The sequence below is a fragment of the Mesorhizobium sp. P2_H9 genome (assembly GCF_056403215.1).
Window position 1 is genome coordinate 280,310 of record NZ_JBFUFX010000007.1, and the last position, 17,097, is coordinate 297,406.

Annotated in this window: 12 protein-coding genes; 5 read left to right on the forward strand and 7 right to left on the reverse strand. The window is 64.7% G+C overall.

Annotated features, from left to right (window positions below; translation table 11 throughout):
* Window positions 1-160: 160 nt before the first annotated feature.
* Window positions 161-1,420, reverse strand: a complete 1,260-nt coding sequence (locus tag AC1DXN_RS15580; RefSeq protein WP_477274452.1) for an ABC transporter substrate-binding protein — start codon at window positions 1,418-1,420, stop codon at window positions 161-163.
* A gap of 2 nt (window positions 1,421-1,422) precedes the next feature.
* Window positions 1,423-2,379: an N-acetylmuramic acid 6-phosphate etherase gene (locus tag AC1DXN_RS15585; protein ID WP_477274454.1), complete on the reverse strand. Its 957-nt coding sequence runs from the start codon at window positions 2,377-2,379 to the stop codon at window positions 1,423-1,425.
* A gap of 198 nt (window positions 2,380-2,577) precedes the next feature.
* Here AC1DXN_RS15585 and AC1DXN_RS15590 point away from each other — a divergent pair, with 198 nt between their 5' ends.
* Genes AC1DXN_RS15590 through AC1DXN_RS15610 form a run of 5 tightly spaced genes read left to right on the forward strand, consistent with a single transcriptional unit; the run spans window position 2,578 to window position 7,563 of the window.
* Window positions 2,578-3,459, forward strand: a complete 882-nt coding sequence (locus AC1DXN_RS15590) for a glucosamine kinase nucleotide-binding domain-containing protein (RefSeq protein WP_477240859.1) — start codon at window positions 2,578-2,580, stop codon at window positions 3,457-3,459.
* Window positions 3,456-4,238: a GntR family transcriptional regulator gene (locus AC1DXN_RS15595; RefSeq protein ID WP_477274456.1), complete on the forward strand. Its 783-nt coding sequence runs from the start codon at window positions 3,456-3,458 to the stop codon at window positions 4,236-4,238. The genes AC1DXN_RS15590 and AC1DXN_RS15595 overlap by 4 nt, the downstream gene beginning before the upstream one ends.
* A complete protein-coding gene (locus tag AC1DXN_RS15600) occupies window positions 4,235-5,266 on the forward strand; it encodes an SIS domain-containing protein (RefSeq protein WP_477274458.1) in 1,032 nt (343 codons plus the stop codon). The genes AC1DXN_RS15595 and AC1DXN_RS15600 overlap by 4 nt, the downstream gene beginning before the upstream one ends.
* The gene (gene nagA, locus AC1DXN_RS15605; RefSeq protein ID WP_477274460.1) at window positions 5,263-6,441 is read left to right on the forward strand and encodes an N-acetylglucosamine-6-phosphate deacetylase; all 1,179 of its coding nucleotides are present in this window, start codon (window positions 5,263-5,265) and stop codon (window positions 6,439-6,441) included. Before AC1DXN_RS15600 ends, nagA begins: the two co-directional genes overlap by 4 nt.
* Window positions 6,442-6,450: 9 nt before the next feature.
* Complete coding sequence (locus tag AC1DXN_RS15610) at window positions 6,451-7,563, forward strand: NAD(P)/FAD-dependent oxidoreductase (RefSeq protein ID WP_477274462.1); 1,113 nt, start codon at window positions 6,451-6,453, stop codon at window positions 7,561-7,563.
* 61 nt (window positions 7,564-7,624) lie between these two features.
* On the opposite strand, the gene AC1DXN_RS15615 is transcribed toward AC1DXN_RS15610, so the two are convergent.
* From AC1DXN_RS15615 to AC1DXN_RS15635, 5 genes are all read right to left on the reverse strand, one after another.
* Complete coding sequence (locus AC1DXN_RS15615; protein ID WP_477274464.1) at window positions 7,625-9,151, reverse strand: malonate--CoA ligase; 1,527 nt, start codon at window positions 9,149-9,151, stop codon at window positions 7,625-7,627.
* Window positions 9,152-9,232: 81 nt separating this feature from the next.
* Window positions 9,233-9,973: a GntR family transcriptional regulator gene (locus AC1DXN_RS15620; RefSeq protein ID WP_477240871.1), complete on the reverse strand. Its 741-nt coding sequence runs from the start codon at window positions 9,971-9,973 to the stop codon at window positions 9,233-9,235.
* 275 nt (window positions 9,974-10,248) lie between these two features.
* Window positions 10,249-10,926: a ribulose-phosphate 3-epimerase gene (gene rpe / locus AC1DXN_RS15625; RefSeq protein WP_477274466.1), complete on the reverse strand. Its 678-nt coding sequence runs from the start codon at window positions 10,924-10,926 to the stop codon at window positions 10,249-10,251.
* Window positions 10,927-11,110: 184 nt separating this feature from the next.
* Complete coding sequence (locus tag AC1DXN_RS15630) at window positions 11,111-14,962, reverse strand: DUF7929 domain-containing protein (RefSeq protein WP_477274468.1); 3,852 nt, start codon at window positions 14,960-14,962, stop codon at window positions 11,111-11,113.
* A 10-nt stretch (window positions 14,963-14,972) separates the two neighbouring features.
* Entirely contained in the window at window positions 14,973-16,940 is a 1,968-nt protein-coding gene (locus AC1DXN_RS15635) for a hypothetical protein (protein ID WP_477274470.1), read from the reverse strand.
* Between the last annotated feature and the right edge of the window lie 157 nt (window positions 16,941-17,097).

Consider the following 17,097-nt stretch of genomic DNA (forward strand, 5'->3'; position numbering starts at 1 on the left):
CCGAATGTCCTTGCCCGGACGGGAAGGACAAAGGCTTGCGACAGGTCAGCCAGCCTTTCCCACGCTGAGCAGGGTAGGGCCGAGAGGCGGTGCCGACAATCGCTATCTGAAATCTGAAAGCCGGCCGGGCATATGCCCGGCCGGTCCGTTGCCTGAGCTCTTACTTCGCCGGCTTGTACCAGCTGTCGAGGCCGTCCTGCAGCTTCTTGGCGGCAGCTTCCGGCGTATCGGTGCCGTTGATGACGTTGGCCGATTCGACCCACGTCTCGTTCTCGAGGTTCGGCGTGCCGCGCGACAGGATCTGGTAGGTCGAGCGGATCGTCGATTTGCACTTGTCGCGCCAGGAGACGAATTCCTGCGCCAGCGGGTCCGCCATCTTCACCGGGGTGGAATTCAGGCTGAAGAAGCCCGGCAGTGCGTTGGCGTAGATGGTGGCGAAGTCCGGCGAGGCGACCCAGGACAGGAAGGTCTTGGCCGCATCAGCATTCTTCGACGCTGCATTCAGACCCATGCCGATATCGGTATGGTCGGAGATGTAGCAGGTGTCGCCGGCCTTCTGCACCGGCGGCGGGAAGGCGCCCATCTTGAACTGCGCCTGCGTGTTGAACAGGCCGATCTCCCACGAGCCGGCCGGGTAGATGGCGGCACGGCCGAGCGTGAACAGGTTCTGGCTGTCCGGATAGGTCTGGGCTTCGAAACCGTCGCCGAGATAAGGCTTCCACTTGGCGAGTTCGGCATAGGGCGCGACCCAGTCGGCGTCGGTCAGCTTCTGCTCGCCCTTGATCAGGGCAGCGCGGCCTTCCTCACCCTTCCAGTAGTTCGGGCCGATGTTCTGGTAGCCCATGGTCGCGGCTTCCCAGAGATCCTTCGTGCCCATCGCCATCGGGATGTAGGTGCCGTCGGCTTTGATCTTGTCGAGCGCGGCGTAGAACTCCTCATTGGTCGTCGGAATCTTGATGCCGAGCTTGTCGAAGGCGTCCTTATTGTAGATGAAGCCGTGGATGACCGAGGCCATCGGCACGCAGAAGCTCGCCTTGCCGTCGTCGGTTTGCCAGGCCGCCTTGGCCACGGGCGAGAAGTTCTCCATGCCGGGCAGCGCCGACAGGTCGGCGAGGTTGCCCTTCTTGTAGAGTTCAAGCGACTTGTCGAACGGGCGGCAGGTGATCAGGTCGCCTGCCGAGCCGGCGGCCAGCTTGGCGCCGAGGGCGGCGTCATACTCGGTCGGCGCCGACGGTGCGAACACCACCTTGATGCCCGGGTTCTTGGCTTCGAAAGCCGGGATCAGCTTGTCCTTCCAGATGGCAAGATCGTCGCCGCGCCAGCTTTCGATGTTGAGCGTTACGTCATCGGCGTGAGCCAACCCGGCGGTGCCGAGAATGCTGGTGCCGAGCAGCAGTGCCGTCAGTAGCTTCGTTGTCATGCTTAGTCTCCCTGTTGACCTTTTTCAGGTTCGGTTTTGAGAACAGGGGCCTTCGCACCCTTGTTCCCCTCGATCGCGGAAAGCGCCGGCCGTAGCTTCTGGCCGGTCCCTTCCAGTATCTTCTCGGCCGCATCGGCGTTGGCAGCACCGGCGGCGAGCAGAATGGCAGTCTTGACAACGCCGCCGCTCTTTTCGAGCAGGCGCGCGGCATCGTCCTTGCCGCGCCCGCTGATGGCGGCGACGATGCGCGCCGCGCGGTCGCGCAGCTTGATGTTGTCGGCGGTGAGATTGACCATATAGCCGTCATGGACATGGCCGAGATGGATGGCGGCCAGCGTCGACAGCATGTTGAGGGCGATCTTCTGGGCGGTGCCGGCGCCCATCCGCGTCGAGCCGGCAATCAGCTCCGGCGGCGTTTCGAGCAATATGGCGACATCGGCCAGCCGCAGCAGCGGCGTGTCCTTGTTGTTGGCGATGGCGATGGTCGCGGCACCCAGGCGCCTGGCCTCTTCCAGCGCCATGACAGCATAGGGTGTCGAGCCGCTGGCCGAGATGGCGATCAGGCAGTCGCCCTTGCCGATGCCGGCATTGGCAATCGCCGCCGAGGCTTCGTCGATGTCGTCCTCCGGTCCGCCGGCCAGCGTCTTCAAGGCCGCGTCGCCGCCGGCGATCAGGATGGCGATGCGCTCGCGCTGGATGCCGAAAGTGCCCGGCAGCTCCAGCGCATCGGCCAGCGCCATCAGGCCCGAACTGCCAGCTGCCGCATAAGCGAGCTTGCCGCCGCCGTTCAAACGGCTGGCGATGATCTCTGCTGCCTTGGCGATGGCGGGAATGGCGCCGCGCACGGCCTTGGCGGCCTCGATCTGCGCATTGGCCAGATAGGAAAGGATGGCGTCCGGGGCCTGGATGTCCAGTCCCTCGGCATTCCTGTGAAGCGCTTCGGTGCGCGTGTCGGCCATCCCGTTTCCTCCGATTGGGGAACAATACCAAAAAAATACCACTTGTCTACACGCATTAACGAATTCGTTGCGTCGGAGTCGACCTCACGACAAAATGCGCTGATTTTTCAATAAAATACGGCTTAATCTTTTTGAAACGGAAATTAATCCTTGGCTATTGGTATTTTATTGGTATTATCCGCCCGGAGGAGAAATCGCGTGAATTTCGTGCTCGGTATCGATGGCGGCGGCACCAGCTGCAGGGCAGCCCTTGCGACGGCAGACGGCATCGTTGTCGGCCGCGCCAAGAGCGGCGCCGCCAACATCCGCACCGATCTCACCGGCGCCAGGGCCAACATCGTCGATGCGGCACGGCAGGCCTTTGTCGCCGCCGGCCAGGATCCCGGACTGATCCCGCAAACCCCCGCCATTCTCGGCCTCGCCGGCGCCAATGTCGGCACCTACCGGCAGCAGCTCGAAGCCATCCTGCCCTTCAGCATGAGCCGCGTCGAGACCGATGCCGAGATCGCGCTGGAAGGTGCTGTCGGCTCCGGCGACGGCGCCATGGCCATCCTCGGCACCGGCACCGCCTATATGGCGCGCAAGAACGGCAAGTCGCGCGCCATCGGCGGCTGGGGTTTCCAGGTCGGCGACCAGGGCAGCGGCGCCCGCATCGGCCGCGACTTGCTCGAGCAGACGCTGCTTGCCCATGACGGCATTCGCGAGGGATCGCCGCTGACGCAAGCCATGCTCGCCATCTTCCGCAACAATCCCGAAGACGTGGTCGAGTTCACCACCAACGCCAAGCCCGGCGATTTCGGTGGCTTCGCGCCCAAAGTCTTCGATCATGCCGAAAAGGGCGACAGCGTCGCCAACTGGATCCTCGACAAAGCGGTCGCCGATGTCGCGGCCGCGCTTGGCGCACTCGATCTCTCCGGCGACGCCCCGCTCTGCCTGCTCGGTGGGTTGGCGCCGCTCTATGCGCCGCGTCTGTCTGCGCGCTATCGGGCGCTGCTCAAGCCGCCGCTCGACGATGCGCTGGGTGGTGCGGTGCAGATGGCGGTTCGCATTTTCGCCAAAGCGTCGGAGGCAGCGCGATGAGCGAGGCCGCCGACCAGATTTTCGCCTCGCTGAGACAGTCGTCGCAAAGCGGTGCGCCGCTCTATCTGCAGCTCAGGAAAAGCATCGAGGACGCGGTCAATCGCGGCCTGATCGGGCCTGGCGATGCGCTGCCGTCGGAGCGCGACATCGCTACCAAGGCCGACATTTCGCGCGTCACCGTGCGCAAGGCGGTGCAGGATCTGGTCAAGGGCGGCATCCTAGTCCAGCGCCACGGCTCCGGCACTTTTGTGGCGCCGCGCATGGAACGCGTCGAGCAGTCGCTGTCGCGGCTGACGTCCTTTACCGAGGACATGGCGCGGCGCGGCATGGATGTGCGTTCCGCCTGGCTCGACCGTGGCCTCTATGCGCCGTCTCCCGACGAGATGATGGTGCTCGGCCTGTCGTCGAACGAACTGGTGGCGCGCGTGGCGCGCCTGCGCATCGCCAACGACACACCGCTGGCGATCGAACGCGCCTCGCTGTCGGCCAGCGTGCTGCCGGATCCGGCGGCAATCGGCTCCTCGCTCTACGCGGCGCTGGAGATGACCGGCAATCGGCCGGTACGCGCGGTGCAGCGCATTTCCGCCGCCAATCTCGGCGACAGCGATGCGCACCTGCTCGAAGTGCCGCCCGGCATTGCCGGCCTGCACATCGAACGCATTTCCTATCTGGCGAGCGGCAAGGTGATCGAATTCACTCGCTCCATCTACAGGGGCGACGCCTATGATTTCGTCGCCGAACTCCGGCTGAGTGGGCCGGGCGAAGAGGGTCGGCCATGAGCACAACCACCACCCATATGCGGCGCGAGATCGAGGAGATTCCGGAGGCCGTCGCCCGCTTGCTTGATGGCTCGGCCGCCGTGCTGGCCGAGGCCGGGCGCGGCATTCGCGAACGCAATCCGCATTTTATCGTCACCGTGGCGCGTGGCTCGTCCGATCATGCCGCGACCTTCATGAAATATGCGGTTGAGCTGACCGCCGGCCTGGCCGTCGCTTCGGTCGGCCCGTCCATCGCCTCAATCTACGGCGCAAAACTCAGGCTAGGCGGCTCCGCTTGCCTGGCCATCTCGCAGTCGGGCAAAAGCCCGGACATCGTTGCCATGGCGCAAGCCGCCAAGGACGGCGGTTCGCTGACCGTCGCCATCACCAACACCGCCGATTCGCCGCTGGCGCGCGCCTCGGATTATGCCATCGACATTCTGGCCGGACCGGAGCGCAGCGTTGCGGCGACGAAAACCTTCGTCAATTCGGCGGTCGCCGGCCTCGCGCTGATGGCGCACTGCACCGGCGACGATGCGCTTGTGGCGGCACTTGCCCGCTTGCCCGAGCATTTCAGCAAGGCCATCGCTTGCGACTGGATGGCGCTGGCTGGCGCACTGGAGATGCCGAAATCGCTGTTCATCCTCGGCCGCGGCCCGTCCTCGGCAATCGCCAACGAGGCGGCGCTGAAATTCAAGGAAACCTGCGCCATGCATGCCGAGGCCTATAGTGCCGCCGAGGTTATGCACGGCCCGCTGGCACTGGTCGGGCCAGGCTTTCCGGTGCTGGCGCTCGCCGCCCGCGATGCCTCGGAGCCGTCGGTTGCCGAAGCCGCCGACAGCCTGGCGGGCAAGGGCGCGGCCGTCTTCGTCACCTCGGACAAGGCTAAAAGTGCTGCGCGCCTGCCGCATGTCGCAACCGGCCACCCGCTGACCGACCCGCTGACGCTGATCGTGTCCTTCTATGGCTTCGTCGAGGCGTTTGCCCGTCATCGCGGCCTTGATCCCGACACCCCGCCCAATCTTCGCAAGGTGACGGAAACCGTATGAGCGACCGTTTTGCCCTGACTGGCGCCCGCATATTCGATGGCGATGACTGGCACGACAATGCCGCCCTTGTCGTGCGCGACGGTCTGGTCGAAGCCATCGTTGCCGCCGGCGCCATTCCGTCCGGCATTCGCAAGGTCGAGACCGGCGGCGGCATGCTGGCGCCGGGTTTCGTCGACCTGCAGGTCAATGGCGGCGGTGGCGTCATGCTCAACGACCATCCCGATGTCGCCTCGATCGAGACCATCTGCCGCGCGCACGCGCCGTTCGGCACCACGGCGCTGCTGCCGACGCTGATCACCGACACGCCTGCAATCACCGCCGCGGCAATTGCCGCCGGCGCGGAGGCTGCGCGGCAAAAGCTGCCGGGTTTTTTGGGCCTGCATCTCGAAGGTCCGCATCTGTCGGTTGCCCGCAAGGGTGCGCACGACCCGGCGCTGATCCGGCCGATGCTCGACGCCGACCAGGCGGCACTGATCGCGGCACGGAAGAAACTGCCGGTGCTGCTGACGACGATCGCGCCTGAATCGGTCGAGCCCGCGCGCGTTTCGGCGCTGACCAAGGCCGGCGTCGTTGTCAGCCTCGGTCATTCCGACACCGGTTACGCCAATGCCCGCGCCTTCGCCGAGGCGGGTGCCTCGGTGGTCACGCATCTGTTCAACGCCATGAGTCAGATCGGCAACCGCGAGCCGGGGCTGGCGGGCGCTGCCATCGACATCGGCACGCTTTTCGCCGGTATCATCGCCGACGGCATCCATGTCGACCCGGCCACAATGGTGATCGCGCTGCGCGCCAAGCAGGGTCCGGGCAAGATCGTGCTGGTCACCGACGCCATGGCCACGATCGGCACCGACATGACCTCGTTTACGCTCAACGGCCGCATCATCTACCGCAAGGACGGCAGCCTGCGGCTTGCCGACGGAACACTGGCGGGGGCCGATCTCGACATGATCTCCGCTGTTCGATACGTCCACCGCGTGGTTGGACTGGACCTGGCGGAAGCGTTGCGCATGGCCTCGCTCTATCCGGCGCAAGCCATCGGCCAGTCGCACCGGCTTGGCCGCTTTGCCAACGGCACCGCAGCCGATATTGTCGCGCTGTCCGATGATCTGGATGTCAGGGACGTATGGATCGGTGGCGACAAGGTTTTTGGAGCCGCCGCCGGCACTTTGCACTGAGGCGGAGCTATGCAGGCTGTCGATTGCGTTGTCGCCGGGGCAGGTGTCGTGGGCCTCGCCATCGCGCGGGCGATTGCCTTGTCGGGGCGCGAGGTGCTGGTGGTCGAAAAGGCCGATGCCATCGGCACCGCGACCAGTTCGCGCAATTCGGAAGTCATCCATTCCGGGATCTACTATGCGCCGGGCAGCCTGAAATCCCGCCTCTGCGTCGAAGGCCGCCAGCGCCTCTATGCCTATTGCCGCGACCGCGACATCGGCCATGCGCGTACAGGCAAGTTGATCGTCGCTGTCGAACCCGCCCAACTCGATCGGCTGCGGGCGATTCAGGCCAATGCCGAACGCTGCGGCGTTGCCGATCTCGACCTTTTGACGCGCGCTGAGGCCGAGAGCCTCGAACCGGCGCTGCATTGCGCCGGCGCGCTTCTGTCGCCGTCGACCGGCATTGTCGACAGCCAGGCGCTGATGCTGTCGCTGCGCGGTGATGCGGAAGCCGCCGGCGCCTCCTTCGCCTTCCTGACCACTGTCACGGGTGCGGCGGTTTCGGCCGCCGGGGTGGAAATCCTGACCCAGGGTGCCGACGGTGAAGTCTTCGAACTGGAGGCCGGTGCTTTCGTTAACGCGACCGGCCTCGACGCGCAGGCCTTGGCCGGCCGCATCGAGGGTTTTCCGCAAGGCAAGATCCCGCCGCTGTGGCTGGCGCGTGGCAATTATTTTGCCCTGTCGGGCCGGTCGCCCTTCTCGCGGCTGATCTACCCGGTCCCGGTCGATGGCGGCCTCGGCGTCCATCTGACGCTCGACCTCGGCGGCAGTGCCCGCTTTGGCCCTGACGTCGAATGGATCGACCGCGTCGACTACACCGTCGATCCCGGCCGCGGCGACGTCTTCTACGATGAGATCCGGCGCTATTGGCCGGGCCTTGCGGATAGCGCGCTGCAACCGGCCTATGCCGGCGTCAGGCCGAAGCTGTCCGGCCCGGGCCAGCCGGCCGCCGACTTCATGCTGCAGGGGCCGGCCGACCATGGCGCCGGCCAGATCGTCAATCTGTTCGGCATCGAGAGCCCGGGACTGACGTCGAGCCTGGCTATTGCCGACCATGTCTGCGAAATTTTGTATCCGAGCTGACCCAGTGTCGGACAACCAGGGTTGGTGGCTGCCAACTCGGTCGTGATGTCAGCTCAGATAGCTAGCCGGCTTTTTCGGAAGCGTAGAGATCCCTGTAGGTGTCGCGCAACAGGTTCTTCTGCACCTTGCCCATCGTGTTGCGTGGCAATTCGTCGACGAAAATCACCCGCTTCGGGTGCTTGTATTTGGCGATCCGCCCGGCGATGGCACTGAGGATCTCGGCCGCGCCGATGGTCGAGGCCGGCGCCCGCACCACGATTGCGGTGACGCCTTCGCCGAAATCCGGATGGGCGACACCAATCACGGCACTCTCGCTGACACCGGCAAGCGCGTCGATCTCGCTTTCGACTTCCTTCGGATAGATGTTGTAGCCGCCTGAGATGATCAGGTCCTTGCCCCGGCCGACAATGTGCACATAGCCGTCGGCATCGATCAGCCCGAGATCGCCTGATATGAAGAAGCCGTCGTCGCGGAACTCCGCCTTGGTCTTTTCCGGCATGCGCCAGTAGCCGGAGAACACATTCGGGCCTTTCACCTCGATCATGCCGATCTCGCCCTGGGCAAGCGTTTCGCCGCTGTCGGGATCGGCAATGCGAAGCGCGACACCGGGCAAGGGAAAGCCGACCGTGCCGGCGCGCCGCTCGCCCTCATAGGGGTTCGACGTGTTCATGTTGGTCTCGGTCATGCCGTAACGCTCGAGGATGGCATGGCCGGTGCGCTCGCGCCACGCCGCATGCGTCTCGGCCAGCAGCGGCGCCGACCCGGAGATGAACAGGCGGATATTTTTCGCCGCTTGCCGGTTCAAACCGTCCTGCTGCAGCAGCCGGACATAGAAGGTCGGCACGCCCATCAGCGCGGTGGCGCGCGGCAAAAGCGAGACAATCCGGGCCGGGTCGAACTTGCTTTCGAACAGCATCGCGCCGCCCGCCGTCAGGATGACATTGGTGGCGACGAACAGGCCGTGCGTATGGAAGATCGGCAGTGCGTGGATCAGCACATCAGCGCCGGTGAAGCGCCATTGCTCGACCAGCACCCGCGCGTTGGAGGCGAGATTCTCATGGCTGAGCATGGCGCCTTTCGAGCGGCCGGTCGTCCCCGACGTGTAGAGGATCGCCGCAAGATCATTCGGTCCGCGCGCCACATCGCGGAAGTCCGCCGGCTGTTGCGCGGCGCGATCGGTCAGCGAACCTTCGCCGTTGCGGCCGAGCGTCACCGCGATGGCGCCCGATGCCTCGGCTAACGGCCCGATCTCGGCTGCCCGTGCTGGATCGCAGACGACCAGCCGCGGCTCGGCATCGCCGAAGAAATAGCCGAGTTCCGCCAGCGTGTAGGCGGTGTTCAGCGGCAGGAAGACGGCGCCGGCGCGCAGGCAGGCGAGGTAGAGAAAGAGGGCCTCCGGGCTTTTCTCGACCTGCACGGCAACGCGGTCGCCCGCCTTGACGCCCAATAGCGTCAGCGCCTGCGCCAGTTGCGCCGACCACGCCAGCATATCGCCATAGCTGATCGATCGCCCGTCATCCGTCTCCATGAGGAGCCGCTCGGGCGCGGGTATGCGGGCGCGAAATACGTCAAACAGGTGATTGCTCATGATCTTCCCTAGACCATGATCCCGAAAAGGGGAATCCTGACTTCAGGGGCATGCGTCGCAAAAACGATCTTGCTCCGGCAGCTACTTCCGGGCACGCAGCGCCTTGGTGGCGCTTGCCCTTGGATCGCCGCTCTGGCTGAAGCGCTCCATGCACATGGCCGCCGTCAGCCGGTAGTGGTTGAGCAAGGCTTCAACCGCGCCGTCGGCATCGCCGTCCAGGGCGCGTTCCGCGATCAGGCGGTGCTCGCCGATTTCGTCGCGATTGCTGTTGTCCTGCGAGATCAGCCTGTAGCGCGAGGCCTGGTCGGAAAGCTGGTCGCAGAAACCAATCAGCCAGTGCGACCGGCAAGCCGAAATCAGCGCGCGGTGGAAGGCACGATGCAGTTTCTCCCATTCCGGATCGTTCGACGTGGAATCCTCGGACAAGCGGCGTTGCGCGCGCGCCAGTCGATGCAGCGCCAGCACCAGCTGTTCTTCCCATTCGCCGGTGCGGCGGGCGATGGATTCGCGAAGCGCCCGCTCTTCCATCCAGCAGCGGGTGCGCGTCAGCTCCTCCAATTCCTCCGCGCTGACCGGCATGAGGAAGAAGCCGCGCTGGTCGTGCCGGCCCAGAAGACCTTCCGAAGCAAGCCGGTTGAGGGCCTCGCGAACGGGCGAGGCACCGGCGCCATATCGGGAAACCACCCATTCGACCCGCAGCTTGCTTTCACTCTCGAGCACACCACGCAGGAGGTCGTCGCGAAGCTGATTGTAGACGGCGCTGGCAAGTGTGCCCTTAGACCCTGTGCCTTCGTCTCCCGGATCGGCGGTTCCGTACGTCAATGTGCCTCCTGTCGTTTGCAGTGGCTCCGACGGTTCCCAGCCGCGAAGCATTCCGAATCCCCGTACATGTACTATACCGTGTCAGGCTTCCGCACCCAAGCGAAAGATCACGATATTGTACTTTAAGAGGAAGGGTCGCCCTGTCAGGCTCTGCCAAGTAACGACTGTGGTGAAAATCATGTTCTTCACAAGAAACTTTGTACAGCCGCGCGTCGGGTGCCACGATACCCGGCAGCGAATTCATAATTGTTCGTGATTTATTCTCGACCCAAAGCTCAGCCGACAGCCTGGTCCGCTGCTGCTCTGATCGCCTCGATGTTTGCCCGATAGGCCTCGACGCTGCCGCCCTTGAAGATGGCGGCACCCGCCACCAGCACGTCGGCGCCGGCGGCGGTGACGAGGGGCGCGGTTTCAGGCGAAACGCCGCCGTCGATCTCGATGCGGATCGGCCGATTGCCGATCAGCGCCTTCACCCGCTTCACCTTGTCGACGATGCCGGGAATGAAGGCCTGGCCGCCGAAACCGGGGTTGACGGTCATGATCAGGATCAGATCGAGCCGGTCGAGCACATATTCGATCATCGCTTCCGGCGTTGCCGGGTTGAGCGAAACACCGGCTTTCTTGCCGAGATTGCGGATCGTCTGCAGCGAGCGATCGAGATGCGGTCCGGCCTCGGCATGCACGGTGATGCCGTCGCAGCCGGCCTCGGCGAAGGCCGCCAGATAAGGGTCGGCCGGCGCGATCATCAAATGGCAGTCGAAGAAGGCCTTGGTGCGGTTGCGGATCGCCTTGATCACCGGCGGACCGAAGGTGATGTTGGGCACGAAGTGCCCGTCCATGACGTCGAGATGGACCCAGTCGGCGCCGGCCGCCACCACCGCCTCTACCTCGTCGCCGAGTTTCGAAAAATCCGACGCCAGCACCGATGGCGCGATCAGGGTCTTCTTGCTCATGATGAGGCCTTTCCGAGCCCTTGTTTCGAGGCACCTGATCGACTGCCTAATGTTCCGGAGCTGACTTGTCGAGTGTGCCGGTATGCAAACAAGCGCGAAGAGTGCAGGTTCCCTTCCAGGCGCCGAGGCCCAAGAAAAACCCCGCCGGACTGCTCCGGCGGGGTTCTGGTCTTGGTGCGCAAGATTACGGCTTGAAGGTCTGGATGTTATTGCTTGCCGGGTCTTGCTGCAGATCCACCTGCGGCTTGCGCGTCGGCAGGAGCTGCTGCAGGACATTCGGGTTCAGCAGTTGGGTCGGATCGACCCCCAGCGTCCTGCGGATCGGCTTGCAGTTCGGGAACCGTCCAATGGTCCCCTCCGGGCAGCGCCGAATTGTGATGATCGGCTCGCACTGTCCGCCGACCATATGCGAGCCCGGCGCGCATTCCGCCTGTGGCTTGCGGCAGGCGCCGTCGATCACCTGGGTGCCACGCGGACAGACACACTCGCCGCGCTTGTTGTGGACCTGGCCGCGTATCTGGCATTGCTCCACGACAGGCTGCTTGCGCCGGCAGGCGCCGTCGCTCACTTCCGTACCCCGCGGGCAAACACAATTGCCGTTGGCGTCGTGGACCTGGCCACGGATGGTGCACTGCTCCACCTCGGGCCTCTTCTTGCGGCAGGCGCCGTCGCTCACTTCCGTACCCCTCGGGCAAACGCAATTGCCGTTGGCGTCGTGGATCTGGCCACGGATGGTGCACTGCTCCACCTCGGGCCTCTTCTTGCGGCAGGCGCCGTCGATCACTTCCGTACCTCTCGGGCAGACGCAATCGCCGTTGGCGTCGTGGATCTGACCACGGATGGTGCACTGCTCCACCTCGGGCCGCTTCTTGCGGCAGGCGCCGTCGCGCACTTCCGTACCCCGCGGGCAGACACAATCGCCATTGGCGTCGTGGATCTGGCCGCGAATGGTGCACTGCTCCGGTTTGTCGATCCTGACGCAGGCGCCGTTCTCGAGCTCGGTTCCGCGCGGACAGACACAGCGTCCGTCCTCGGTGCGGATCTGGCCCTTGAGCAGTACGCAGGGCTTTGGCTTCGGCTCGACGATGACGCCGCCGTCGGGCGAGCACTGGCCGTTGCGGAACGTCGTGCCTTTCGGGCAGACGCACCTGCCGGCATCGTTCATGACGAAGCCCGCCGAGCACTCCTTCTTCACCTCGTTCTTGATGCTGAAGGGGTGGCAGGCATAGGCCTTGCCGCGGTCGCCCTGCACGTTGGTCGCATCGCGCGGCAGCACGTCGCCACCGCCTTGCACCTTGGTGTCGGGAGACAGCACGCCGACGCAGTTCCGGCCATTGACGCTGCCTTGCGGATTGGCCAGGCGGCCGTCGTCGGGAATAACCACGGTCATCGTGTGGACGTGGCTTTCCCCGGCGCCGAGCGTCAGGTTGGCAATGCAGGACAACGGCAAGGTTGTCGGCTCCGGCGAGCAGCCGAAGGGCGGGTCGATCGAGGTGATCTCAACGCCTTCCAGCCTGCCGAGGCCTTCCACGCCGATCGCATCACCGATGCGAACCGGACCGGAGAAGGGGCTCGTCCCGTCATTCGTGATGGTGATCTCGAACGAGCAGGGTTGACCGGGCTTGCATTCGCTGTCGCCGGTCTTTTCGACGCGGATCGTCGAGGCACCGCCGCCCTTGGCGCAGGCCTGGCCAATCGGATAGACGATGTCGTCTCCCGGAGCCGGGCCATAGGAGCCGCGTGCGCAGTTCTCGAACTCGCCATTGGCCGAGACCGTCACGTCGAAGTGGCGGCTGGTTCCGGGCGTCATCACGGCGCCGGGAATCTGGCACGACAGCGCATTGGCCGGAACCGGTCCGCACGCCCATTCCGCGCCGTCAGGGGTGACGGTCTGGATCTGGACGGGCGCTCCGCCGGCCACCAGCTTGGCGGCATCGTTGACCCGCACCGGACCGGTGGGGGCTGCGGTGCCAAGGCTGATGACGGTGATGCGGCAAGAGATGACCGCCGCACCGGCCAGCGAGCCGTTGCACACCTTGGTGATGCGCAGGGTCGGCTTGCCGCCATTGGGATGACGGAAGCGTTCCTTGGCGCAGGCCTTGTTGTTGGTGAGGTCGACCTCACCGGGGATGGGCTTCACCGCGGCGCAGTTCTCCACCGTGTCCGACTGGTAGCCGGCCGGCATCACCGCCTTGACGACGATCGCCGTCGAGGCGCCCGGCAGCAGCACGATGCCGGCATTGTCGCAGCGGAACTGGCCGGGGCCGTTCGGTCCGCAGGCCCAGGGCGGGCTCGGGCCGAACGTCGAGGATGCCGGCGCGCCGCCCGGGTAGGTGTCGACAACCGTCAGCGGCCCGACATAGGGGACGCTGCCGTTATTGAGGATGTCGATCACGAAGTAGCAGATGCCGTCGGCCGTACAGACCGGGATGCGGGCACGCTTCTTCAGGATCAGGTCGACCTTCTTCTCGACCGGCGGCTGGCAGTCGCGGTCGCGATCGCCACGCCGGCAGATCGGGATCGAGGCGCAGCCCCTGTCGTTTTGCTGGCTGCCGAACAGCGGCTTGCCGCTGGCCGGATAATTGTAGGTGGCGCAGTTGCGTAACACCTTGCCTTGCCAGCCTCCGGCCGGCTTGAAGCCGAGCTTGAGGTCGACGAAGGCCCCCGGGTTGAGCGTGGTCACCGGATAGGTGCAAATCATCGGCGTGGTTCCGGGCACGCAGACCCAGGGCGGGTTCGGCCCCGAATCGAGGGTGGAGCCGGCCGGCAGCGTCACTTCGTCGAGCACGATCTTGCCGTGATAAGGGCCTGTGCCGACATTGGTGACCCGGATGGTGAAGTCGCAGCCACCGCCCATCGTGCAACGCGTCACGTCGGCGCGCTTCTCGACCTTGAGGTCCGGCTCCTTGCCGGGCGGGCATCTGAGGTCACGCGGAATGACGATTTCGATCGTCTGCGTGCAGCACAGGCCCCAGCCCTCCTTCGGGCCGGCATAGGTTTCGATGCCGGTGACGATGAGGTGGATGACGTCGCCGGGCGATGCGCCGACGATCTTCCAGTTGAGCACACCGCCGCCTGCCGGCACCAACTGCGTGTCGGGGATGATGGTGATGCCGGGTGTCGTCGTCGAAACCTGCACCCACTTGCCGCCCATCTCCGGGCCGACCGGCATGTGGTAGATGAAGGCGCCGCCACCGGGCACGCAATCGACCGTGCCGCGTTCCACCTTGAAGCATTCCTTGCCGGGAGGTGGTGGCGGTGGTTCGCATTTGGTGACGTCGATCTTGATCGAGGTCTTTTCACCGGTGAGATAGTCGCCGTCGTCAGGCTTGTTCGGATCCTGCGATGGGATGATGATCCCGGTGCCGACCCCATTGGTTACCTTGATCATACCCTGGTTGTCGACGATCGTCGGCGAGGGAAACGCCGCATGGTCGATCTTGGCGGTGATCCTGAAGTTGATGACGCGCTCGTTGGGTGCGCCAGCGCCGTCGAGATGGGTGGCGGAAATCCGGAAATCGGAAACTGTCGCCGTATCGTTCGGGCTAGCCGAGGTGCTGATCGTTGCACCCGGCAGCGGTCCGCCGGACGCATCCGTGCCGTCGCCGGACACGTTGACATTGACGATCGCAAGGCCGTGCGGAAGCTGGTCCTTGAAGTCGAGCTGGAGTTTCTTTAGCCGGGCCACGAAGCTTGGGTCGGCAAAACTCTCCGGGCCGCCGCGCAAGCCGAAGCTCAGCGAATAGACGACGTAGTCACAGCCTCTTTGAGTGCCTTTCTTCGTGAAGAAAGGGATAACCCGGTCCGGCCTCGGATTGACGACGCGCGGATTGTCGAGCTGGAGTTGGACATCCGGGCTGGTCGCCTGGATGTTCTGGGCGGCGACAGCCGGTAGGGCGGGCGCGAGAGCGACCGCGATACCGGCCGCCATCAGCCAGCGCGCGCCGCGCCTGGCGTATGACAGGGGTTTCATGATCGTCTCCATGACGGTTGATTGATTGCTGTTTGCGAGCGGGGAGAGGATTGAAATGTTCATCTTCCCCTCCTCAACGTTCACAGCTGATTGCTGGCGTTCTGAGCGGCACGGTCATCTTGCAGCAAGGGTAGTAGCCACCCTTGTCCCGGTCGGACTGCCTGTAGAAGCAGAGCCCGACATCGACAGTGTCACCAGGGTAATGGCCGGTGATGTTGACCGTGTAGGGCGCGCCGGGAACGTGCGATTGGGATGATGTCACCCCGACGCCTGGTGTCCTCGACTGAGCCTTGATCGAATCGCCGCCAAAGCCGGCATGGTCATGGAGATAGAGGTCGGCCTCGAGGCCCGACGGCGTGCAGTAGTACTGGACGTCGTCGATATCGAGGCAAGGAGGCAGGTCGCCGGGGGGCGGGAAGTCCGGCGGATAGAAAGGTGGCAGATAGCCGCCCGGTATTTCCTCATAGTAGCCGGCACGGCCCTCGCAGGGGTGCCAGACCTCGACGTCGCCGACATGGCCTTCGACCTCGGGGTCTTCGAAATAGCCGTCGAAGTCGACGAACCACGAGCCGAACGGCGGCACGTTAGCCGGCTTGACCAGTTCCTTCGGCGTGATCTGCACGCCGTGCACGGCCAGAGGCCCGCCGGCGGCGAGCTGTTCGGCAAGTGCCGGGTTGTCGCGCAGCTTGTCGCCGGTGTTGACCAGCGTCTGCGTGCACACACCGGTGTCGAGATTGCCGTCGGCATCATAGCCATATTGCAGGTCGAGGCCGCCGGCCGACTGCCGGTTGCCTTGCGGGAAGCCGACCGCATATTCCTGCGGCACTTCCACCCAGACCGATTCCGTCGCCGGATCGTCCGGATTTTCGAGCCAGTAACGGATGACCTCGCCTTTGCCGGAATCGGCGAACTGGCTGTAGTCGTAGCGGTTTTCCACAGGGCCGCGCTGGGCCAGGTACATGAAGCCGTTATTGTCGAAGGCAATATCGGTGACTGCATAGTCCTTGTCGGCACTGACCGTCAGTTCCCAGCGCGGGTCGCCGGCAAAGCTGCCGTCGCGGGCAATGCCCACCGACCAGATCTCGGCCTTTTCGCCGACCGAATAATAGAGCCGGCCGCCATGATAGGCGACGGACCAGACACGGCGCTCGTCCTGCGTATAGCCCCATGTGTCAGGGTCTTCCGAATCGAAGGCAGCCCCCTGTATGTCCATCACCGAGCCATCGTCGGCGAGCGGGGCGAGCCCGTGCGCCGGGCGTCCGTCAACACCGTGATCGAACGTGTCGATCAGGGTGCCGTTGGCGTCGATGCGGTGGATGAGGCCGGTGTCGAGGTCCGACGCAAAGAACTGGCGATGGATGCTGTCGAAGCTGACGTCGCCAATGCCGGGACCGCTGTTGGTGTCGATGTCGGAGAATTTCGAAACGGCGCCTGATATACCGTCGATCTTCCAGATCGTGCCCGGTCCGCCGCCGTTTTCGGTGCCGAACTGGCCGTCCATGAAGGTGGCGCCTGGGGTGCCGCGGCGCTGCCGCTCCGGGCGGCCGTCCGCGTCTTCGTCAGGGGTGACGATGCGGATGCCGTGCAGCGAAGTGGCGCCGGCATAGAGGTTTGGAATGCCGGAGGGGACACCGTCGCGCACGCCGTCATCATAGGTGATGCCGAACACCTGGCCGATCTGCTCGGCCGTCACCTCGAAGGGCGGCGGTGTGTTGACGAGCTGCCCGGAGGCCGGCCCGCCCAGCGCCGAAACGTCGAAAATGCGCAAGGTTGCGCGCGTCGTGTCGATAAAGGTTTCGTCGACCGGATCGACACCCGGCGGCAGGCCTTCCTCGAAACCGGGAATGATGGTGCCGGAAAATCCGGTCACCGCCATCGAGCCGGGATAGATGATCTGGGTTTGCTGATCCTGCGCCTGGGCAGGGCTGCCGAGCCAAAGACTGGCGGCCAGCGCCAGTGCCACGAGACCACTGGATATTTGGATTGCGTGGCGCCAGCGGCCAGCAGTGTTGGACACGAACGAGCCGTGGTTGCCAGACATGAAACTACCCCCGTAGCCTACGGGAGAAACGCCCAGCTTTGCCGCGCGAATCAGGGATAGGCGCGGCGTTCCGGCTCGTTCGTCCCCGATCGAATTGTCAGCTTTCCTCACATTCACGATACGCCTGCTCTTCCGCAGGGTCAACGGAATCAGCGAG